Consider the following 20,582-nt stretch of genomic DNA (forward strand, 5'->3'; position numbering starts at 1 on the left):
CCTCAGCGGTGGTCGGTCTCGTGCCCGTGCGAGTTGCCGTGGCCGGCGACCGGCATCGACTTCTGCATGAGCATGAGGAACTCGACGTTCGACTGCGTCTCCTTCAGGCGACCGAGCACGGCCTCGAGGGCCGGCTGCTGGTCGAGGCCCGCGAGGGCGCGACGCAGCTTCCAGGTGATCTTCACCTCGTCGGGGCTCAGCAGCATCTCTTCACGACGCGTCGACGAGGCGTTGACGTCGACGGCCGGGAAGATGCGCTTGTCGGCGAGCTGGCGCGAGAGGCGCAGCTCGCTGTTGCCGGTGCCCTTGAACTCCTCGAAGATCACCTCGTCCATCTTCGACCCGGTCTCGACGAGCGCGGTGGCGAGGATGGTCAGCGAACCGCCGTTCTCGATGTTGCGCGCGGCGCCGAAGAAGCGCTTCGGCGGGTACAGCGCCGAGGCGTCGACACCGCCCGAGAGGATGCGGCCCGACGCGGGCGCGGCCAGGTTGTAGGCGCGACCGAGGCGGGTGATCGAGTCGAGCAGCACGACGACGTCGTGGCCGAGCTCGACGAGGCGCTTCGCGCGCTCGATGGCGAGCTCGGCGACCGTCGTGTGGTCTTCGGCCGGACGGTCGAAGGTCGAGGCGATGACCTCGCCCTTCACCGTGCGCTGCATGTCGGTGACCTCTTCGGGGCGCTCGTCGACGAGCACGACCATGAGGTGGACCTCGGGGTTGTTGATCGAGATGGCGTTCGCGATCTGCTGCAGCACGATCGTCTTGCCCGCCTTCGGGGGCGCGACGATGAGGCCGCGCTGGCCCTTGCCGATCGGTGCGACGAGGTCGATGATGCGCTGCGTGAGCTTCGTCGGCTCGGTCTCGAGGCGCAGGCGCTCCTGCGGGTACAGGGGCGTCAGCTTCTGGAACTCGACGCGAGCGGCCGCCTCGTCGATCGACTGGCCGTTGACCGAGTCGACCTTGACCAGGGCGTTGTACTTCTGGCGGCTGTTCGCCTCGTTGTCGCGCGGCTGCTTGATCGAGCCGACGACCGCGTCGCCCTTGCGCAGGTGGTACTTCTTGACCTGGCCGAGCGAGACGTACACGTCGCTCGGGCCGGGGAGGTACCCGGTCGTGCGCACGAAGGCGTAGTTGTCGAGGACGTCGAGGATGCCCGCGATCGGGATCAGCACGTCGTCGTCGAGGATCTCGGGCTCGAGCTCGTCACCGGCGCCGCCCTGGCCGCGGCGCTTGCGGTCGCGGTAGCGGCTGCGACGGCCGCCTTCGCCCTCGCCCTGCTGCGCGTCGCGGTTCTGGCCGTCGCGGCCCTGGCTCTGGCCCTGGTTCTGGCCGTCGCGGCCGCCCTGGCCGCCGTCGCGGTTCTGGCCGTCGCGGCCCTGGTTCTGGCCGCCCTTGCCCTTCTCGGTCTCGCCCTGGCGCTCGGAGGACTTGCCGCCCTCGTCGCGCTTGCCGCGCTGCTCGCCGCCCTGAGCGTCGTTCTGGCCGCCCTGGCCGTTCTGACGGCGGTCGCCGCCCTGCTTCTGGGCGTCGTCGCCGCGCTCACCGCGGTCGGCGCCGCCGCGCTCGCCGCCACGGCGGCCGCGGTTGCGGCCGCGGCCCTGGCGGGGCTCGTCGGTCGAGGCCTGCTCGCCCTCGCCCTCGGACGCGGCGGGGCGTGCGCCCTCGCCGGTCGCGGCGGCGAGCTCCTCGCGCACGGCGGCGCGGGCGGCCTCGCGGGCCTCGTCGTCGGTCGTGGGCACGAGGCCGAGGCCTGCGCCGCCGCCGTTGACGTGCTGCGCGGCGGCCGTGGTCGCGCTCGTCGCACGACGCGGCTGGCGGCCGCGGCGGGGCGCGGTCTGCTCGGGGGCGGATGCCTCGGGCGCGCCCTGCTCGGCGGCGGGCGCCTCGATCGGCGCCGCCTCCGCCGCCGGGGCGGCGGGGGTCTCGGCCGCGGGGGTCTCGGCGGGCGATGCCTCGGCCGCGACCGCACCGTCGAGGTCGAGCGTCGGGGCGACGTCGCCCGCCTGCTCGGCCTGACGGGCGGTGATCGCCTCGACGAGCTCGCCCTTGCGGAGCTTGGATGCGCCCACGATGCCGAGTGAGACGGCGAGCTCCTGGAGCTCGGCGACCTTGAGGCCGGTGAGGGGGGCGCTGTTCGCCACGCCTGCAGCGTGGTCGGATGCGTTGGTCACTGGGGTGTTTTCCTTTCCCCTGGCGCAAGAGTTGCGCGGCAGGAGAGCTGATCGCTCCTCGAGCGAGGTCGGCGCGCGGTGGCGCAGACATGCGCGAGAGCGAAAGCAAGAGATTGCCGGGAATTGCACGATGCGGCCGGGAGTACGAACAGTGCATGTGTCTGCAGTACGTCGCCTGCCGGGTGCGGTGTCAGTCTAACACCCTGCACCGCGCGGTTCCGCCATGCGACGCGCCCTGTGGAGAACGTGTTTCCGGGATGTCGTGGGCGCGCTCTCCCGGCGCGGTTCCGGGGGCCGAGGCGCACGCTCAGCGGGCGGGGCGGGGCGGGGCGGGGCTGGGCGCCGCGGACGCTGGGGCTGCCGCCTTCGCTCTCCGGTCTTCCGGGAGAGGCGGCGTCACCTCGTGCGGTCTGCCGAGGACGCGTCGCGGCGCCGGGCGCCGCGGACGCTGGGGCTGCCGCCTTTCGCTCCAGTCGTCAACGCTCCGCGTTGACGACCGTCGCGCCCTTGAAGTCCACGGCCAGCGGGAGCGCCTGCCAGACCGTCTCGGCGACGCGCTCGACCAGCGCGGTCGCGGCGGCGCGCTCGCTGGGGTCGCTCGCGAGTACGAGGATCGACGGGCCGGCACCCGAGACGACGGCGGGATGCCCCGCCTCGCGCAGCGCACGGATCAGCCGGTCGGTCTCGGGCATGGCCGCGGCGCGGTAGTGCTGGTGCAGCTTGTCCTCGGTGGCCTGGAAGAGCAGCTCGGGACTCTGGATGAGTGCCGCGACGAGCAGCGCCGAACGAGAGACGTTGAAGACCGCGTCCTCGTGCGGCACCGACTCGGGCTGCAGCGACCGCGCGAGCGCCGTCGACATCTCGTGCTCGGGCACCAGCACGAGCGGCGAGACCCCGCGGTGCACGATGAGCTTCTTGTGCCGGGGGCCCTCGGGGGTCACCCAGGCGATCGTCAGCCCGCCGAACAGCGCCGGTGCGACGTTGTCGGGGTGGCCCTCGAGCTCGGTCGCGAGCTCGAGCAGCTCGTCGGCGGTGAAGTCGACGACGCCCTCGAGCAGCCCCTTCGCCGCGACGACGCCCGCGACGATGGCTGCGCCGGACGAGCCGAGGCCCCGGCCGTGCGGGATCGTGTTGTGCGCGATGAGCTTCAGGCCCGGCAGCGCCACCCCGGCACGCTCGAAGGTGTGCGCGATCGAACGCACGACGAGGTGCGAGGCATCCAGGGGCACCTCGCCCTCGCCGACGCCGTGCACCTCGACGACGACGCCCGCCTCGGTGGCCTCGATCTCGAGTTCGTCGTAGCGCGCGAGCGCGAGGCCGAGGGTGTCGAAGCCGGGGCCGAGGTTGGCCGAGGTCGCCGGCACCTTCACCTGGACGGCGCGGCCCGCGAGCGGGGTCTCGGCCGGAGCGACGAGGGTGCCGGTCACGAGGCGAGCCCGAGCACCGACGCGACCTGCGCGGTGTCGACCGGCACCACGGTCGGCTGCACGTCGGAGCCGTCGGCCGTACGGAGGGCCCACTGCGGGTCCTTCAGGCCGTGGCCGGTGACGGTGAGCACGACGCGGGCGCCCTTGGGCACCACGCCCGCCTCGGCGCGTTCGAGGAGGCCGGCGACCGAGATCGCCGACGCGGGCTCGACGAAGATGCCGACCTCGGCCGAGAGGATGCGCTGCGCCTCGAGGATCTTGGCGTCGTCGATGGCGCCGAAGTAGCCGCCCGACTCGTCGCGCGCCTGGAGCGCGAGCTCCCACGACGCGGGGTTGCCGATGCGGATCGCACTCGCGATCGTGTCGGGGTCGCGCACGACCTCGCCGCGGACGATCGGCGCCGAGCCGGCGGCCTGGAACCCGAACATGCGAGGCAGGCGCGTGGCATTGCCCGCCGCGATGTCCTCGCGGTAGCCGCGGGTGTACGCGGTGTAGTTGCCGGCGTTGCCGACGGGGATGAAGTGGAAGTCGGGCGCGTCGCCGAGCACCTCGACGACCTCGAACGCCGCGGTCTTCTGCCCCTCGATGCGGTCGTTGTTGACCGAGTTCACGAGGTGCACGGGGTAGTTCGCGGCGAGGTCGCGGGCGATGTCGAGGCAGTCGTCGAAGTTGCCCTGCACCTGCAGGAGCTCGGCGTTGTGCGCGATGGCCTGGCTGAGCTTGCCCATCGCGATCTTGCCCTCGGGCACGAGCACCGCGGCCTTGATGCCGGCGTGCGTGGCGTAGGCGGCGGCCGAGGCCGAGGTGTTGCCGGTCGAGGCGCAGATGACGACCTTCGCGCCGTGCTCGACGGCCTTCGTGACGGCCATCGTCATGCCGCGGTCCTTGAAGGAGCCGGTCGGGTTCATGCCCTCGAACTTCACCCAGACGTCGGCGCCGGTGCGCGCCGACAGCGCAGGGGCGGGCAGCAGCGGGGTGCCGCCCTCGCCGAGCGTGACGACCGGGGTGGCGTCGGTGACGTCGAGGCGGTCCGCGTACTCGCGGACGACGCCGCGCCACTGGCGGGAGTTGGCCTTGGGGGTGGGCTGGTTCACAGTGCTCCTTCGACTCGGAGGACGGACGCGACGGATGCGACGACGGGGCTCTGGGCGAGGGCGGCGACGGTCTCGGCGAGCGCGGACTCCTTCGCCTCATGCGTCCCGATCACCAGCGTAGCCCGCTGGCTGCCTTCGCTGACGCTCTGCTGGAGCTGCTCGACCGAGACGCCGTGCAGGGCGAAGATGCGCGCGATCTGCTCGAGCACACCCGGTTCGTCGGTGACCTCGAGAGTGATCGCGTAGCGGGTGGTGATGCGGCCGATCTCGAGCACGGGCACCTCGGCCTGCGTGGACTCGGCCGTGCCGGGGCCGCCGGAGACGCGGCGGCGCGCGATCGCGACGAGGTCGCCGAGCACCGCGGAGGCGGTCTGCACTCCCCCGGCGCCGGCGCCGTAGAACATGAGCGGCCCGGCGGCGGACGCCTCGACGAAGACCGCGTTGTTCGCGCCGTGCACGGCGGCGAGCGGGTGGCTGCGCGGCACGAGGGCGGGGTAGACGCGGGCCGAGACGCCCTCGTCGCCCGTCTCGGGGTCGGTGAGCCGCTCGCAGATCGCGAGGAGCTTCACGACGTAGCCCGCGCGGCGGGCCGACTCGACCTGGTCGGCGGAGACCTCGGTGATGCCCTCGCGGTGCACGGCCTCGACCGGCACGCTCGTGTGGAAGGCGAGGCTCGCGAGGATGGCGGCCTTCTGCGCGGCGTCGTAGCCGCCGATGTCGGCGGTCGGATCGGCTTCGGCGTAGCCGAGCTCGGTCGCGGTCGCGAGGGCGTCCTCGAGGGATGCCCCGGTCGTGTCCATGCGGTCGAGGATGAAGTTCGTGGTGCCGTTCACGATGCCGAGGATGCGGTCGACGCGGTCGCCGGCGAGGCTCTCGCGGAGCGGGCGGATGATCGGGATCGCCCCGGCGACCGCCGCCTCGTACGAGAGCTGCGCGCCGACCTGCTCGGCCGCGGCGAAGAGCTCGGGGCCGTGCGAGGCGAGCAGCGCCTTGTTGCCCGTCACGACGTCGGCGCCGGAGCCGATCGCCTGCAGCACGAGACTGCGCGCGGGCTCGATGCCGCCCACCAGCTCGATCACGATGTCGGAGCCGAGGATGAGCGACTCGGCGTCGGTCGTGAGGAGCTCCGCCGGCAGCTCGACGTCGCGCTTCGCGCTCGTGTCGCGCACGGCGATGCCGACCAGCTCGATGCGGGCGCCGACGCGCTGCGCGAGCTCGTCGGCGTGCTCGAGCAGGAGACGCGCCACCTGCGAGCCCACCGATCCGGCTCCGAGCAGTCCGACTCGGATGGAGCGGTACTCGATCATGCGGGGGTCCCTTCGGTCGCGGATGGCTCGAGCCCGAGATCGCGGCCGAGCAGGTCGTCGATCGTCTCGCCCCGCACGATGAGGCGGGCCTCGCCGCCCTGCACCGCGACGACGGGCGGGCGGGGCACGTGGTTGTAGTTCGAGGCGAGCGACCAGCAATAGGCGCCCGTGGCGGGCACGGCGAGCAGGTCGCCCGGCGCGGTGTCGGCCGGAAGGTACTCGGCGTCGACGACGATGTCGCCCGACTCGCAGTGCTTGCCGACGACCCGCGAGAGCGCAGGCGCGGCCCCAGAGGTGCGCGAGGCGAGCCGGGCCGAGTACTCGGCGCCGTAGAGCGCCGTGCGGGCGTTGTCGCTCATGCCGCCGTCGACGCTCACGTAGCGGCGCTCGCCGCCGTCGATCGGCACCGACTTGATCGTGCCGACCGTGTAGAGCGTGACCCCGGCGGGCCCGATGATCGAGCGGCCCGGTTCGAACGCGAGCCTCGGCAGCGGCAGGCCGCGCTCGTGGCAGCCGGCGACGACGGCGTCGAGGATGCCCCGGGCGATCTCCTCGATCGGCTGCGGCGAGTCGGCCGCGGTGTAGGCGATGCCGAAGCCGCCGCCGAGGTTGAGCTCGGGCACGGCGGCGGCCTCCGAGAGCTCGGCGTGCGCCTCGAGCAGCCGGGACGCGGACTCGGCGAAGCCCTCGGCGTCGAAGATCTGCGAGCCGATGTGGCAGTGCAGGCCGAGGAACTGGAGGCTGCCGTGGCTGCGGATGCGGGCGCCGAGCTCGGCGGCGCGTTCGAGCGGCACGCCGAACTTCTGGTCCTCGTGGGCGGTGGCGAGGAACTCGTGGGTCGAGGCGTGCACGCCGCTGTTCACCCGGAGGCGCACCGGCTGGCGGCGCCCGGCCCGTGCGGCCGCGGCGGCCACGCGCTCGATCTCGATCTCGCTGTCGATGACGATGGCGCCGACGCCCGCGGCGATCGCCGCGTCGATCTCGGCGACCGACTTGTTGTTGCCGTGGAAGCCGAGGCGTGCGGGGTCGGCGCCCGCGCCGAGCGCCACCGCGAGTTCGCCGCCGGTGCAGACGTCGACCGCGAGGCCCTCGTCGAGGACCCACCGCACGACCGCACCCGAGAGGAACGCCTTGCCCGCGTAATACACCGTCACATCGGTGCCCGCGGCTCGCGCCGCAGTCTCGAACGCCTCCCGCGTCCGGCGGGCGCGCCCGCGCGCCTCGGCCTCGTCGACGACGTAGAGCGGCGTGCCGAACCGGGCGGCGAGCGATGCCGCGTCGACCCCGCCGAGGACCAGCCGGCCCGCGTCGTCGCGATGCGCGGAATCGGGCCAGACGCGCGGGACGAGTCCGTTGACGTCGTCGGGCACGGCGGGGCCCGAGGGGACGGCGATGGAGACGGATGCCACGGAGAAACCTCACGGAGGGGACGAATCGACGGTCGCTCGCGGCGAGCGAACCCGGATCGGTTCCTGAAGCCTGATGCGTGCCGACCTTGTGGGTCGGCGTACGGCGAGTCTACCGAGGCCGCACGGCGAGGCCGAATCGGCGCGTCAGTCGCAGCTTCCGGTCTGCTGCAGGTGCGCCTCGTCGAGCGTGATCCCCGAGCCCTCGAGCTCGACCCTGACGACGCCGGGGGCTGCGGCGATGTCGGTGACCTCGATGCCCTCGGGCAGGTGCTCGGCGACGCAGACCGCGATCGGGTCGCCGCCGAGCACCCGCTCGACGATGCCCGAGAGGTCGAGCGAGCCGCCGCCCGCGCCGACCTCGACGCCGACGGGCTCGAGCAGCACCTCGGTGCCCGCCGCGGTCGGCGTCGCGGTCACCTGGTAGGCGATCGACTGGCCGAGGAACTCGATCGCGCCCTCGTAGCCGACGGTGGCGTCGCCCAGGGTGATCGACCCCGTGGAGTTCGGCACCTGGACGAGGCTGTTCACCGCGTCCTGCTCGGCCGTGACGGTGGCCTCGAGCCGGTCGACGGGGCTGCCGAGGTCGACGGGCACCCCCATGAGCGACACCTCGACGTCGAGCGGCGCGCCCTCGACGATGAGCTCGGGGGCGCTGAGCGAGACCTGCTCCATGGTGCCCGAGAGGTACTGCGCGATCACCGAGAAGCCGCCGATCGTCACCTCGACGTCGCCCTCCACCCCGGCGGGCAGGCTCGCGCGCACCTCGTCGGCGACGCGCTGCTCGGCGATGCCGCGGGCGACCACGTCGGCGACCACGAGGAGGGCGGCGAGACCGACGACGCACCCGGCGACGATGAGCCCGATGCGAGCGCCCCGGCCGAGTCGGCGGCGCGGCTCGGGCCCGGGATCCGTGACATCCAGCTCGACCGTCGCGTGCTCGTCGGACATCGCTGCTCCTTCGGGATCGTTGCGGATGGACTACATGCGTTCGGGCGCCGAGACGCCGATGAGCCCGAGGCCGTTGCGGATGACCTGGCCCGTGGCGTCGTTCAGCCAGAGGCGCGTGCGGTGCAGCTCGCCGACCGGCTCGTCGCCGAGCGGCAGCACGCGGCAGTTGTCGTACCAGCGATGGTAGAGGCCCGCGAGCTCCTCGACGTAGCGCGCGACGCGGTGCGGCTCGCGCAGCTCGGCCGACTGGGCGACGATGCGCGGGAACTCCTGCAGCGCGCCGAGGAGCGCCGACTCGGTCTCGTGCGTGAGCAGCTCGGGGGCGAACGACGAGCGGTCGACACCGGATGCCGCGGCGTTGCGCGCGACCGCCGAGGTACGGGCGTGCGCGTACTGCACGTAGAAGACGGGGTTGTCGTTCGTGCGGCGCTGCAGGATCTCGGGGTCGATCGTCAGCGGCGAGTCGGCCGGGTAGCGGCCCAGCGTGTAGCGGAGCGCGTCGGTGCCGAGCCAGGCCTGCAGGTCGTCGAGCTCGATGATGTTGCCGGCGCGCTTGGAGAGCTTCGCGCCGTTCACGCTCACGAGCTGCCCGATGAGCACCTCGATGTCGCGCTCGGGGTCGTCGCCCGCCGCGCCGGCGAGCGCCTTGAGGCGGTGGACGTAGCCGTGGTGGTCGGCGCCGAGCAGGTAGATCTTGTGCTTGAACCCGCGATCGCCCTTGTCGAGGTACAGGGCGGCGTCGGCGGCGAAGTAAGTCGGCACTCCGTTGCCGCGCACGAACACGCGGTCCTTGTCGTCGCCGAAGTCGGTCGTCTTCACCCACACGGCGTCGTCGGCGTCGTAGACGTGGCCCTGCGCGCGCAGCCGGCCGAGCGCCGTGTCGATGTCGTTCAGGCCGTCGTCGCCGCGGGCATGCAGGCGGCGCTCGCTCGTCCACACGTCGAAGTGGACGTTGAAGCGCTCGAGCGAGGCGCGGATCTCGGCGAGCTGGAGCTCGTACGCGATCTCGGTCGCGGTGTGCAGCGCGACGTCGTGGTCGAGCTCGGCGAGCTTGGGCTCGCGCTCGAGCACGCGGGTCGCGAGGTCGGCGATGTAGCTGCCCGGGTACCCGCCCTCGGGAGTGGGCTCGCCCTTGGCCGCGGCGAGCACGGAGGCGCCGAAGATCTCCATCTGGTTGCCGGCGTCGTTGATGTAGTACTCGTTCGCCACCTCGGCCCCGGCGGCACGGAGCACCCGGCTGATCGAGTCGCCGAGCGCCGCCCAGCGGGTGTGCCCGATGTGGAGCGGGCCGGTCGGGTTGGCCGACACGAACTCGAGGTTGATGACGCTGCCCGCGAGCGAGTCGCTGCGCCCGTACTCGGCGCCCGCCTCGACGATCGTCTTCGCGAGCGCGCCGGCCGCGGCGGCCTCGAGACGGATGTTGATGAAGCCGGGACCGGCGACCTCTGCGCTCGCGACGCCGTCGAGACCGGCGATCGCCTCGGCGAGCTCGCCGGCGAGCTCGCGGGGGTTCTGGCCGAACGGCTTCGCGACGCGCATGGCGATGTTCGACGCCCAGTCGCCGTGCTCGCGCAGCTTCGGACGCTCGAGCGTCACATCGCCGGGGGCGAGGGCGAGTTCGACCTCCGCACCGGCGGACCGGCGTCGCTCGGCGAGGGCGAGGACGAGGTCGTACAGGGCCAGTGAGAGGTCGGTGGGAGTCACCCGCAAATCCTACCGGGTGGCGATTGGTAAGGTTCGTCACATGCCGCGCCTCCACCGTCTGCCCCGACTGCGATCGACGGGCGTCGCGCTCGCCGTCGCGGCATCCGTCCTCGCCCTCGCGGGCTGCGCCGAGCCCGCGCCCGCGCCCGCCGAGCCGACCGCCGAGGCGACCGGGGAGCCCGGCGCGACCGCCGCGCCCGGCGAGAGCGAGGCGCCCGCAGAGGAGCCGACGCCGTTCGAGATCGACTGCGCGGTGCTGCTCTCCCCCGACGACGTCTACGCGTACAACCCGAACCTCGGCACCGCCCCCGACTACGAGCCGGCCGCCGCAGGAGTCCTCGGCGTCGCCGAGGAGGAGGGCACGACGTGCGGCCTCCTCAACCAGACGAGCGGCGCCCTCATCGAGTTCGGCGTCGCGACCCCGCCCGAGGGGGCGCTCGAGGCGCGCAAGGACGACGCCGCGCTCGGCTCGAAGCCGGTGCCCACGTACGGCACGCCGCCCGAGGTCGAGGGGTACTTCACGGTCTCGGGAGAGCACGGCGAGGCCCAGGTCTTCTCCGGGCCCTACTGGATCGTCATGGACTCGGTCGACCTCGTCGAGCCCGGTGACGCCCAGGTGCTCGTCGCCGCGATCCTCGAGAACCTGGCGGCCGCCTGATGGACGCACCGGCCACGCGACGGAACCAGGGCACCCCGTCGTGGCTCGGCGCGGTCAACGACCGGGTCGGGCTCTCGGCCCTCCTCGACCACGGGCCGCTCACCCGCAACCGCATCTGCGAGCTCGTGGGCGTCTCGAAGCCGACCGCCTCGATGATGATGACCCGGCTCATCGCCGCCGGTGTCGTCGAGGAGAGCGGGCAGCTCGCGGGCAGCCCCGGGCGCAACGCGGTGCTCTACTCGGCGCGCACCGACCGCCCCCTCGGCGTCGCCATCGCGATCGACGCGTTCCGGCTGCGGGCGCGCATCGTCGACGCCGCCGGCGGCGACCGGCCCGCCGTCACCATCGTGCTGCCCCGCGACGCGTCCGAGCGTTCGGCCGTCGACGAGGTGTCGGCCGCGATCCGCGAGGCGAGCGCGGCCGCAGGGACCGACCCCTCGACGGTGCACACGGTCTGCATCGGCACGGCCGGCTACGTCGACCCGGGCGGCGAGGGCGAGCTGTTCAGCGAGACCCTGCCCGGCTGGCCGACCACGGGGCTGCGCGGCGTGCTCGAGCAGGCGCTCGGCATCACCGTGTTCATCGAGAACGACGTGAACCTCGCCGCCCTCGCCGAGCGTGAGAGCGGCGCGGGCGCCGGGCGCGACGTGTTCGCGCTGCTCTGGCTCGGCAACGGCGTCGGCACCTCCTTCGACGTCGCCGGCGACCTGCACCGGGGCACCTTCGGCGGCGCCGGCGAGATCGGCTTCCTCCCGCTCTCGGTCGAGGCGCACGCGCTCGACGAGCACGCCACCACCAGCACCGACCTCGTGGGCGCCGCGGCCGTCCGCCGCATCGCCGCCGCGCACGGCATCGGCGGCGCCGAGTTCCCCGCCGTGCTCGAGTCGATCGCCGCGAGCGGCGCTCGCGACGAGATCATCGACGAGATCGGGCTGCGCATCGCCCACATCTCGCTGCCGCTCCTCGCGACCCTCGACCCCGGTCTGCTCGTGCTCGCGGGCCCGACCGCCGCGGTCGGCGGCGCCCGGCTCGCCGAGGCCGTCGAACGTGACATCCGCCGTCTCAGCCGCTGGTACCCCGAGGTCGTCGCGACGCACATCGTCGGCGACGCCGTCCTGCAGGGCGCGCACGCGTTCCTCACGGCGAAGGTGCGCGAAGAGCTGCTCGGCCGGGTCGCCCGTCTCGCCGTGCCCTGACCGCACCCGGCCGCCCGTCCGGCCGTCCGCGCGCGACGATCGAGCGCGTCCGGGAGTGGTAGGGTTTTCAATTGTGCGCCTCCGTAGCTCAGGGGATAGAGCGCCGGTTTCCGGTACCGTAGGTCGGGGGTTCGAATCCCTCCGGGGGCACGTTTGCAAGTGGTGAAGTCGACGCCTCGCGTCGGCCTCCGGATTCGAGAAGCCTCGGCCGCGGCCGGGGCTTTTCGCATCCCCGGGTCGGGCCGCGACCATAGACTCGGCTGACCCCGATCACTCGATGAGGAAGGCCTCGCGCATGCGCCTCGGCACCGGAGACGTCCCGCTCGCCGCCATGCCGCCCGGGTTCGCGCCCGAATGGAACTCCGGCCCGGCCCTGATCGTGCTCCTCGTCGCGGCCGCGATCGTCGCCATGAGCGTGCTCCGGATCCTCGACGCACGGGCGAAGCGCCGCGAATCGCTGCCCCCTCCGCGTCGTGCGACGGCGCGTGCCGCATCGCACGCCCCGGCCGTCGGGCTCGCCGAGCTCGAGCGTCGCGCGGGCCTCGCCCTCGTGGCATCCGACGACCGCGTGGCCGCCGAGGCCGCCGAGACCGACTACGCCCGCGCGATCGACGGCGACGACGTCGCCGACGCGCTCGCCGCGAACCTCGACGGCGCGCGCGAGCAGCTCGCCGCGGCCTTCGCGCTGCAGCGCGAGGCCGGCTCCGCGATCGCGGACGAGCAGACCAGACGACGCGCGTTCGAGCGCATCCTGCAGCTCACCGCCGAGGTCGACGCCTCGCTCGACGAGGCCAGCAGCTCGCTCGAGCGACTCCGCGGGCTCGGCGCCCGGGCGCCCCAGGAGTCGGCCACGCTCGCCGCCGAGCTCGAGACGCTCGAGGTTGCGGCCGCCGCGGCCGCCGCACGGCTCGACGACGCCGGGCGCAGCTACGCGGCCGACGCCGTCGAGCCCGGCATCGCAGCGCTCGGCGAGGCGCGCGCCGCGCTCGCCCGCGCACGCGCGCGGCTCACCGCGATCGGTCCGACCGGGGTCGGGAGCGCCGCCCTGGCGGGCCTGCAGCTCGAGTCGGCGCGCGGCGAGCTGCGACGGGCGGCGGCAGGCATCACGACCGGCGAGGCGCACCGCGCCGAACTCGCCGCCGCCGACCTCGCCGTCGCCGAGGGCATCGCGGCGCTCGAGCGCGACGTCGCGCACGCGCGCGCCCTCGGCAGCACGCGGCTCGCCGAGGTCGCCGATCGCTTCGAGGCCGAGGCCCTCGAGCTCCGCGGCGCGCTCGCCTCGATCGGCCGCGACCCGGCCGGGCTCGGGCGGCGCGTCGTCCGGGCGGATGCCGCGATCGACGCGGAGATCCGCGCTGCGGCCGACTCGGCCCGCGCCGTCGAGCGCACCGTCGCCGAGCGTTCGAGCGCCCTCGCCGGAGCGCGGATGCTCGTCAGCACGGCGGCCAACTCGCTCGCCGCGGAGCCGGCCGACGCCGCTGCCCGCATCCGCCGCGACGAGGCGCGCGGGCTCCTCGCCGAAGCGCGGGAGGCGCTCGCCCAGGCCTCGCGCGCCGACCTGCCGCCCGCCGACGCCCGCGACCGCGCAGACGCGGCCTCGCACCTCGCTCGTCGGGCGATGGCCATCGCACGCGACGGCGTCGCCGACACCCCGTCCGCCGACGGGCGGATGTTCGACCTCGCCTCCGGTGGCGACGGGCGCGTCTCCGAGTTCCTCGCGGGGCTCCTCGACCGCGCCTCCGCCGCGATCGACGCGGCCGAACAGTCCGACGGCGCGCGGCCGGGCGACCGACCCCATCACGACGGCACGTCGTGGACGTGGCGGTCGGGGTCGCCCTAGACTCGGAGGCGTCCGTCCGGACGGGGGAAAGGCACTGGTGCATGCGCGCAGGACGCAGATGGCTCGTGACGGCCGCGGTGATCGCGGGGTCGATCGGAGTCGGAGCGGCCGGCGCCGCCTGGGCTGAGGACCCGGTCTCCTTCGGTTCCTCCCCCGTCGTCGACACCGCGGGCGCGCTCGGCGCCCGCACCGCCGAGGTCGAGTCCGCGCTCGCGGCCGACGCCGAGCGCAGCGGACGCCAGCTCTTCGTCGCCTACGTCGACGAGTTCGAGAACCCCTCGGCGGCCGACGCCTGGGCCGAGCAGACGGCGATCGACAACGGCCTCGGCAACGAGGACTACCTGCTCGCGGTCGCGGTCGAGGGGCGCCAGTACTTCCTCTCCGCGGCCAGCGACGCCTCGCTCTCCGACGAGGAGCTCGACCGCATCAGCCTCGAGGTCATCGAACCCGAGCTGCGCGACGAGGACTGGGCGGGCGCCGCGATCGCCGGCTCCGCGGCGATCGCCGGCGACGACGCCGGCAGCGGGGCCTGGGGCGCCGGCTTCATCTGGTTCCTGGTCATCGCCGCCGCCGTCGTCGTGATCGTCTGGATCGTGCTCGCCCGTCGCAAGAAGCGGAAGCCGGCCGAGGGCGCCGGGCCCCCGCAGCCGTCGATCGAGGAGCTGCGACGCCAGGCCGGCGGCGCGCTCGTGCAGGCCGACGACGCGCTGAAGACGAGCGAGGAGGAGCTCGGCTTCGCCGTCGCCTCCTACGGCGACGAGGCCACCGCAGACTTCCGCGCCGCACTCGAGGGCGCGAAGGCGAAGATCGCCGAGGCCTTCGCGCTGCAGCAGCGGCTCGACGACGCCGAGCCCGACACCGACGAGCAGCGTCGCGCCTGGTACGGCGGCATCATCACCCTCACCGGCGAGGCCGACGCCCTGCTCGACGAGCAGGCCGCCCGTTTCGACGAGCTCCGCGACCTCGAACGCAACGCGCCCGAGGCGCTGGCCCGGGTCGACGCGCTCGCCGCGACCGTCGAGCGCGGCATCGCCCCGGCGGCCCAGCGTCTCGCCGCCCTCCAGTCGCAGTACGCCGCCTCGGCGCTCGCCCCGGTCGCCGACAACCCGGCCCAGGCCCAGACGCGCATGGCCTTCGCCCGCGAGGCGCTGAACGAGGCCAGGGCCGCGGTCGGCCGCGGCGAGGGCGGCCCCGCCGCCGTCGAGATCCGCGCGGCGGAGGAGGCGGTCGACCAGGCCCAGCTGCTCTCGGTGTCGATCGAGCGGCTCGCGGCGGAGCTCGCCGCCGCCGACCGGGCGGTCGCCGCCGGGGCCGACGAACTCGACCGCGACGTGCAGACCGCCCGCGGCCTCGCCGGCGACGGCACGAGCGCGCTCGCCGATCGGGTCGCGGGCGAGGCATCCGAGCTGCGTCGAGCGATCGTCGCCCCGGGCCGCGACCCCCTCGCGCTGCAGGCGCGCCTCGAGCAGGTCGACGGCGAGATCGACGCCGCCATCCAGGGCGCACGGGACGCCGCCGAGCAGGCCGCGCGCACGCAGGCGCAGCTCGGGCGGAGCCTGCAGTCCGCGCGCAGCCAGGTGCAGGCGGCAGAGGACTACCTCGTCGCGCGGCGCGGCGCCGTCGGAGCCGAGGCCCGAACGCGCCTCGCCGAGGCCGGCCGCCTGCTGGTGCAGGCCGAGCAGACCGCGCAGGGCGATGCCGCGGCGGCCCTCGCGGCGGCCCAGCGTTCCGAGCAGCTCGCCCGATCGGCGATGCAGCTCGCCCAGCAGGACGTCGGCGGCTTCGGCGGCTACGGCGGCGCAGGCCCCGCGCAGGGCGGCTCGGGCGGAGGCGGCGACCTCTTCGGCGCGGTGCTCGGCGGCATCCTCATCAACTCGGTGCTCGGCGGCGGCGGAGGCGGCGGCTTCGGCGGCAGCGGAGGCGGCGGCTTCGGCGGAGGCGGCGGCGGCTTCGGCGGAGGGGGTCGACGCTCCCCCGGCAGCTTCGGCGGCTCGTCGACCCGCTCGCGCCGCGGAAGCGGGGGCCGATTCTGAACGACGACGACCGCCACCGCGACGACCGCGCACGACCCCGCCCGCATCGACCATCGACCGACCGCAGAACCACGAACAGGGAGCAACCATGACCAAGCAGTCCATCTTCGGGCGGATCTCGCAGCTCGTCCGAGCCAATATCAACGCCCTCATCGACCAGGCGGAAGACCCGCAGCTCATGCTCGACCAGATGGTGCGCGACTACACCAACTCGATCGCCGACGCCGAGGCCGCGATCGCCGAGACGATCGGCAACCTGCGCCTGCTCGAGGACGACCACCGCGAGGACGTCGAGGCGGCGCGCGAGTGGGGCGAGAAGGCCGTCGCGGCGAGCCGCAAGGGCGACGAGCTGCGCGCCGCCGGCGACGCCTCGGGCGGCGACAAGTTCGACAACCTCGCGAAGGTCGCGCTGAGCCGCCAGATCTCGGCCGAGAACGAGGCGAAGGCGGCCGAGCCGCAGATCGCCGCGCAGACCGAGGTCGTCGACAAGCTGAAGTCGGGCCTCAACGGCATGAAGGAGAAGCTCGTCCAGCTGCAGAACAAGCGCTCCGAGCTCGTCGCGCGTGCCAAGACGGCGCAGGCGCAGAAGCAGGTGCAGGACGCGGTCAAGTCGATCGACATCCTCGACCCGACCAGCGACATCGGCCGCTTCGAGGACAAGATCCGGCGCGAGGAGGCCGTCGTGCGCGGCCAGGCCGAGCTGGCCGCCTCGAGCCTCGACGCCCAGTTCAACGAGCTCGACGACCTCGGCGAGCTGACCGAGGTCGACGCACGCCTCGCCGCGCTGAAGGCCGGCGGCTCGCAGGGCGCGATCGGCGGCTGAGCGCCGCCTCCCGGCACGAATCGGATGCCGCGACCGCCCGTCGGTCGCGGCATCCGTCGTCTCCGGTGGTCGAGCGACGGTCCGGGCGCGATACTGGTGTCATGCCCGCCACCTTCGTCGTCGTTCCGCTCTGGCAGGGATCGGTCTCCTCGCGCGCCATGAGCCTCGCCGACGGGGCCGAGGCCATCCGGGGCGACCTGCCCTCCTCCTCGACCGTCGTCGTCGAAGTGCCCGTCGAGGCCGGTGAGTCGCTCGGCACGGGCGTGCACCGGTACAGCACGATCCGCCGGGTGCGCGAGTCGACCGCGCAGGCGCTCTCGCAGGTGCCCGACTGGGCGCTCACGATCGGCGGCGACTGCGGCAGCTCGCTGGCCTCCGTCGCGCACGCGGTCGAGCGGACGGGCGGAGACCTCGCGGTGCTCTGGCTCGACGCCCACCCCGACCTCAACACGCCCGAGACCTCGCCGTCCGGCGGGTTCGGGGGCATGACCCTCCGGGCGATCACCGGCGACGGCGCCGACGGCCTCGCCCTCGACGAGGCGAGCCGCGTCGCGCCCGGCCGGCTCGTGCTCGGCGGCGTGCGGGCGATCGACGAGGAGGAGCGGCGCTTCATCGACGAGCACGGCGTCTCGGTGCTGACCGTCGAGGACCTCTCCGATCCGACCGCCGTCATCGCCGAGCTCGAGGCGACGGGGGCGTCGAACGTCTTCGTGCACATCGATCTCGACGTGCTCGACCCCTCGGCGCTCGCCGGCCTCTCGTATCCGATGCCGTTCGGCATCGGGGCGGGCGAGCTCGCCGCCCTCGTCCGCGAGGTGGTGGCGCGCTTCACGGTCGCGGGCGCGGCGATCGCGGGGTTCACCCCGTCGAGCCCCGAGTCCGCGGTCGACGACCTCCCCACGATCCTCCGGCTCGTCGGGGCGCTCACTTCGGGCGCGCGGACGCGCGGCTGACCCGCGCACCGTCGCCCGCCCCTAGGCTGGTCGGACGGCGCGGCGTCAGGACGACCGCGCGGCGGACGGGCGGCATCGCGGCCCGTCCCGACGACTCATGACAGGGGGCGGCGATGCAGCGCGAGACCGATGTGATCGTGATCGGAGCGGGCCCGGTGGGCGAGAACGTCGCCGATCGGGCGCGGGCGGCCGGGCTCGAGGTCGTCGTCGTCGAACACGAGCTCGTCGGCGGCGAGTGCTCCTACTGGGCGTGCGTGCCGTCGAAGACGCTCCTGCGGAGCGCAGCGGCGCTGCGTGCGGCCCGCCGGGTCCCCGGGGCCGCCGAGGCGGCCACGGGCGAGCTCGACGTCGACGCGGTGCTGCGGCGACGCGACTACTGGGTCTCCGATTGGGACGACCACGGCGCGGTGGGCTGGCTCGACAGCGTCGGCATCGAGCTGGAACGCGGGCACGGCCGGCTCGACGGCCCCCGCCGCGTCGTCGTCGAGCGCGCCGACGGCGAGACCGTGACGCTCGTCGCGCGACACGCGGTCGTGCTGTCGACGGGCTCCGCCCCGGTCATCCCGCCCATCGACGGGCTCGCCCTGGCGGCGCCGTGGGCGAGTCGCGAGGCCACGAGCGTCAAGACTCCCCCGCGACGACTCGCCGTCATCGGCGGCGGAGCGGTCGCCGTCGAGATGGCCACGGTCTTCGCGGGCTTCGGCACCGAGGTCGCCGTGCTCGCCCGGCACGGGCTGCTCGGCGGCATGGAGCCCTTCGCGGGCGAAGCCGTCGTCGACGGACTCCGCGGGATCGGGGCATCCGTGCACCTCGACGTCGACGTGGTGCGCGTCGACCGGGAGCCGAACGGCGAGGTCCGGCTGGAGCTCGGCGACGGCGAGCTGCTCCACGCCGACGAGGTGCTCGTCGCGACCGGCCGGCGCCCCCGCACCGACGAGGTGGGCCTCGAGACCGTTGGCCTCGAGCCCGGCGCGTGGCTCGACGTCGACGACAGCCTGCTCGTGCGCGCGTCGACGAACGACGAGGCGCCGTGGCTCTACGCCGTCGGCGACGTCAACCACCGTGCGCTGCTCACCCACCAGGGCAAGTACCAGGCGCGCGCTGCGGGCGACCTCATCGGGGCTCGCGCGACCGGCCGCCCGCTCGAGCTGGAGCCGTGGGGTGCGCACACGGCGACGGCCGACCACTCCGCCGTGCCCGAGATCGTGTTCGCCGAACCCGAGTGCGCCGCCGTCGGATTGACCGCCGAGGCGGCCCGGCGCTCGGGCAGGGCGGTGCGCGTCGCCGACGTCGACTTCGCCTCCGTGAGCGGCGCGGGCATCCACGCCGACGGCTTCACCGGCCGGGCCCGCCTCGTCGTCGACGCGGCGCTCGGCACCGTGATCGGCGCCACGTTCGTCGGGCCGGATGTCTCGGAGCTCGCGCACGCGGCGACCATCGCGATCGTCGGGGAGGTGCCGGTGGATCGGCTGTGGCACGCGGTGCCGGCCTTCCCGACCATGAGCGAGGTGTGGCTGCGCCTGCTCGAGGCGCTCGGCCGCCCGGGCGCCGCCGAGGCCGCGGCCGCGGGCTCGGAGCCCGGCGACGCCCCCGACCGCGCCGACGACGAGGAGCCCGCGGCGTGAGCGGCACGAAGCCGGGCACGACCGTGCGGATCCGGCTGACGGACTCGCCGATCAGCCGGCTCGGCTACTGGTGGGCCACGGCCGTCGGCTTCACGTGGGGCTTCATCTGGAGCACCGGGCCGATCCGCCGCCGCAACGGGCTGATCGTGTTCACCGGCATGCCGAACTGGACATTCGGGCGCGGCGGGTCGTGCGTCGGCGGCTGCTACCTGACGGGGGCGAACGACGGCGACCGGGTGCTCGGGCACGAGGCCGTGCACCGCGAGCAGTGGCGCCGGTACGGCATGCTCTTCCCGCTCCTGTACCTGATCGCCGGCCGCGACCCGCTGCGGAACCGCTTCGAGATCGAGGCGGGCCTCGAAGCGGGCGGCTACCTGCCGCGCGGCTCCGCCCCGCGGCGGGCTACCCCTCGGCCCGGCCGAGCTTCCAGTACCCCATGAACGCGACCCGCTTGCGATCGACGCCGAGGCCCTTGACGAGGTGGCGGCGCAGCGTCGTGATCGCGGTGGCCTCACCGGCGAGCCAGGCGTAGAAGCCGCCGTCGCGGGCGGGCTCGGGCACCTCCCAGAGGATCTCGTCCTCGGCGAGCGCCGGGAGCTCGGTCTCCGGCCCGTCGGCGGGCGCGGCCGCGACCGGCGAGCCCTCGACGCCGTCGATCCCGTCGCGCCGGGCCGTCTCGGCCCAGGCGTCGGCCCACGTGCGGACCGCCTCGACGAGGCAGCCGCCGTACTCCTGCACGGGCCCCGCGTCGCCGCCGCGATCGAACCACTGCACGGAGACGCCGGCGGGCGCCCGCAGCTCGAGGGCGTCGGCCGCGTCGGGCACCTCGAGGAAGACCGCGCCCTGCGCGTCGTCGGGCAGCTGCTCGAGGATCGCGGAGACCGCGGGCACCGCGGTCTCGTCGCCCGCGATCAGCAGGGTGCTCGCATCGCCGGGATGCCACTCCCAGCCGCCCGACGGCTCGTCGGCCGTCGCGTCGGGGGCGATCAGGAGCATCCGCTCGCCCGCCTCGGCGCGCGCGATCCACCTCGACGCCGGGCCGCTGTCGCCGTGGGCGACGAAGTCGACGTCGAGCTCGCCCTGCCCGGGCCGCGCGTCGCGGATCGTGTAGGTGCGGATCGGGTTGCGGCGCTCGTCGGGGAGCGCCCGCCACGAGCCGAACCAGTCGTCGCCGGTCGGGAAGTGACCGAAGCCGTCGCCATCGCCGTCGCCCAACGGGAGGATCACCTTGATCCGCTGGTCGGGACCGTCCCAGCCGAGGTCCCGCAGCTCGTCGCCGCGGAACGTCACCCGCACGAAGTGGGGGCTGAGCCGGCGGATCTCGCCGACGGCGGTCTCGAAGACGCGGTATCCGGGCTTGGCCATGCTGGGGCTCCTGTCGTAGGGATCGGTGG

The 20,582-nt window shown here is 74.2% G+C and carries 16 protein-coding genes and 1 tRNA gene; 9 read left to right on the forward strand and 8 right to left on the reverse strand.

Annotated features, from left to right (window positions below; translation table 11 throughout):
* Positions 1–2: 2 nt before the first annotated feature.
* From rho to ACFVTH_RS18075, 7 genes are all read right to left on the reverse strand, one after another.
* Positions 3–2,171, reverse strand: coding sequence for a transcription termination factor Rho (gene rho / locus ACFVTH_RS18045; protein ID WP_387093953.1), 2,169 nt, complete (start codon positions 2,169–2,171; stop codon positions 3–5).
* Between the two features lie 476 nt (positions 2,172–2,647).
* Complete coding sequence (gene thrB, locus ACFVTH_RS18050) at positions 2,648–3,598, reverse strand: homoserine kinase (RefSeq protein WP_387093956.1); 951 nt, start codon at positions 3,596–3,598, stop codon at positions 2,648–2,650.
* Positions 3,595–4,692, reverse strand: coding sequence for a threonine synthase (gene thrC, locus ACFVTH_RS18055; protein ID WP_386941927.1), 1,098 nt, complete (start codon positions 4,690–4,692; stop codon positions 3,595–3,597). The genes thrB and thrC overlap by 4 nt, the downstream gene beginning before the upstream one ends.
* Positions 4,689–5,999, reverse strand: a complete 1,311-nt coding sequence (locus ACFVTH_RS18060; protein WP_386941926.1) for a homoserine dehydrogenase — start codon at positions 5,997–5,999, stop codon at positions 4,689–4,691. Before ACFVTH_RS18060 ends, thrC begins: the two co-directional genes overlap by 4 nt.
* Complete coding sequence (lysA, locus tag ACFVTH_RS18065) at positions 5,996–7,408, reverse strand: diaminopimelate decarboxylase (protein ID WP_387093959.1); 1,413 nt, start codon at positions 7,406–7,408, stop codon at positions 5,996–5,998. Before lysA ends, ACFVTH_RS18060 begins: the two co-directional genes overlap by 4 nt.
* Before the next feature lie 144 nt (positions 7,409–7,552).
* The gene (locus tag ACFVTH_RS18070) at positions 7,553–8,356 is read right to left on the reverse strand and encodes a DUF2993 domain-containing protein (protein WP_387093962.1); all 804 of its coding nucleotides are present in this window, start codon (positions 8,354–8,356) and stop codon (positions 7,553–7,555) included.
* A 30-nt stretch (positions 8,357–8,386) separates the two neighbouring features.
* Positions 8,387–10,060 carry an arginine--tRNA ligase gene (locus ACFVTH_RS18075; protein WP_387093964.1) on the reverse strand — a complete coding sequence of 558 codons (1,674 nt, stop codon included), beginning with the start codon at positions 10,058–10,060 and terminating at the stop codon, positions 8,387–8,389.
* Positions 10,061–10,100: 40 nt separating this feature from the next.
* Here ACFVTH_RS18075 and ACFVTH_RS18080 point away from each other — a divergent pair, with 40 nt between their 5' ends.
* From ACFVTH_RS18080 to ACFVTH_RS18120, 9 genes are all read left to right on the forward strand, one after another.
* The gene (locus tag ACFVTH_RS18080) at positions 10,101–10,718 is read left to right on the forward strand and encodes an iron ABC transporter ATP-binding protein (protein WP_387093967.1); all 618 of its coding nucleotides are present in this window, start codon (positions 10,101–10,103) and stop codon (positions 10,716–10,718) included.
* Positions 10,718–11,914, forward strand: a complete 1,197-nt coding sequence (locus ACFVTH_RS18085; RefSeq protein ID WP_387093970.1) for an ROK family protein — start codon at positions 10,718–10,720, stop codon at positions 11,912–11,914. Before ACFVTH_RS18080 ends, ACFVTH_RS18085 begins: the two co-directional genes overlap by 1 nt.
* A gap of 77 nt (positions 11,915–11,991) precedes the next feature.
* Positions 11,992–12,064: transfer RNA gene (locus ACFVTH_RS18090), tRNA-Arg, on the forward strand.
* Positions 12,065–12,209: 145 nt separating this feature from the next.
* Complete coding sequence (locus ACFVTH_RS18095) at positions 12,210–13,754, forward strand: hypothetical protein (protein ID WP_387093973.1); 1,545 nt, start codon at positions 12,210–12,212, stop codon at positions 13,752–13,754.
* Positions 13,755–13,795: 41 nt separating this feature from the next.
* The gene (locus ACFVTH_RS18100) at positions 13,796–15,787 is read left to right on the forward strand and encodes a TPM domain-containing protein (RefSeq protein WP_387093976.1); all 1,992 of its coding nucleotides are present in this window, start codon (positions 13,796–13,798) and stop codon (positions 15,785–15,787) included.
* Between the two features lie 88 nt (positions 15,788–15,875).
* Positions 15,876–16,610: a PspA/IM30 family protein gene (locus tag ACFVTH_RS18105; protein WP_387093978.1), complete on the forward strand. Its 735-nt coding sequence runs from the start codon at positions 15,876–15,878 to the stop codon at positions 16,608–16,610.
* Positions 16,611–16,711: 101 nt separating this feature from the next.
* Entirely contained in the window at positions 16,712–17,563 is an 852-nt protein-coding gene (locus ACFVTH_RS18110; RefSeq protein ID WP_387093981.1) for an arginase family protein, read from the forward strand.
* Positions 17,564–17,676: 113 nt separating this feature from the next.
* A complete protein-coding gene (locus ACFVTH_RS18115; protein WP_387093984.1) occupies positions 17,677–19,188 on the forward strand; it encodes a dihydrolipoyl dehydrogenase family protein in 1,512 nt (503 codons plus the stop codon).
* Positions 19,185–19,628 (forward strand): Fe-S oxidoreductase, encoded by a 444-nt coding sequence (locus tag ACFVTH_RS18120; protein WP_387093987.1) that lies wholly within the window; start codon positions 19,185–19,187, stop codon positions 19,626–19,628. The genes ACFVTH_RS18115 and ACFVTH_RS18120 overlap by 4 nt, the downstream gene beginning before the upstream one ends.
* Here ACFVTH_RS18120 and ACFVTH_RS18125 read toward each other — a convergent pair.
* Positions 19,591–20,553 carry a siderophore-interacting protein gene (locus tag ACFVTH_RS18125; RefSeq protein ID WP_387093990.1) on the reverse strand — a complete coding sequence of 321 codons (963 nt, stop codon included), beginning with the start codon at positions 20,551–20,553 and terminating at the stop codon, positions 19,591–19,593. The genes ACFVTH_RS18120 and ACFVTH_RS18125 overlap by 38 nt on opposite strands.
* Positions 20,554–20,582: the final 29 nt, after the last annotated feature.

It is taken from the genome of Agromyces sp. NPDC058104, from assembly GCF_042884835.1.
Lineage (GTDB): Bacteria > Actinomycetota > Actinomycetes > Actinomycetales > Microbacteriaceae > Agromyces.

Excerpts from the sequence above, each read along its gene's own strand:
- ACFVTH_RS18125 (WP_387093990.1), bottom strand. The coding sequence starts at position 20,553 with ATGGCCAAGCCCGGATACCGCGTCTTCGAGACCGCCGTCGGCGAGATC.
- ACFVTH_RS18085 (WP_387093970.1), top strand. The coding sequence starts at position 10,718 with ATGGACGCACCGGCCACGCGACGGAACCAGGGCACCCCGTCGTGGCTC.
- ACFVTH_RS18105 (WP_387093978.1), top strand. The coding sequence starts at position 15,876 with ATGACCAAGCAGTCCATCTTCGGGCGGATCTCGCAGCTCGTCCGAGCC.
- ACFVTH_RS18115 (WP_387093984.1), top strand. The coding sequence starts at position 17,677 with ATGCAGCGCGAGACCGATGTGATCGTGATCGGAGCGGGCCCGGTGGGC.
- ACFVTH_RS18070 (WP_387093962.1), bottom strand. The coding sequence starts at position 8,356 with ATGTCCGACGAGCACGCGACGGTCGAGCTGGATGTCACGGATCCCGGG.
- ACFVTH_RS18110 (WP_387093981.1), top strand. The coding sequence starts at position 16,712 with ATGCCCGCCACCTTCGTCGTCGTTCCGCTCTGGCAGGGATCGGTCTCC.
- ACFVTH_RS18060 (WP_386941926.1), bottom strand. The coding sequence starts at position 5,999 with ATGATCGAGTACCGCTCCATCCGAGTCGGACTGCTCGGAGCCGGATCG.
- ACFVTH_RS18100 (WP_387093976.1), top strand. The coding sequence starts at position 13,796 with ATGCGCGCAGGACGCAGATGGCTCGTGACGGCCGCGGTGATCGCGGGG.
- ACFVTH_RS18095 (WP_387093973.1), top strand. The coding sequence starts at position 12,210 with ATGCGCCTCGGCACCGGAGACGTCCCGCTCGCCGCCATGCCGCCCGGG.
- ACFVTH_RS18080 (WP_387093967.1), top strand. The coding sequence starts at position 10,101 with ATGCCGCGCCTCCACCGTCTGCCCCGACTGCGATCGACGGGCGTCGCG.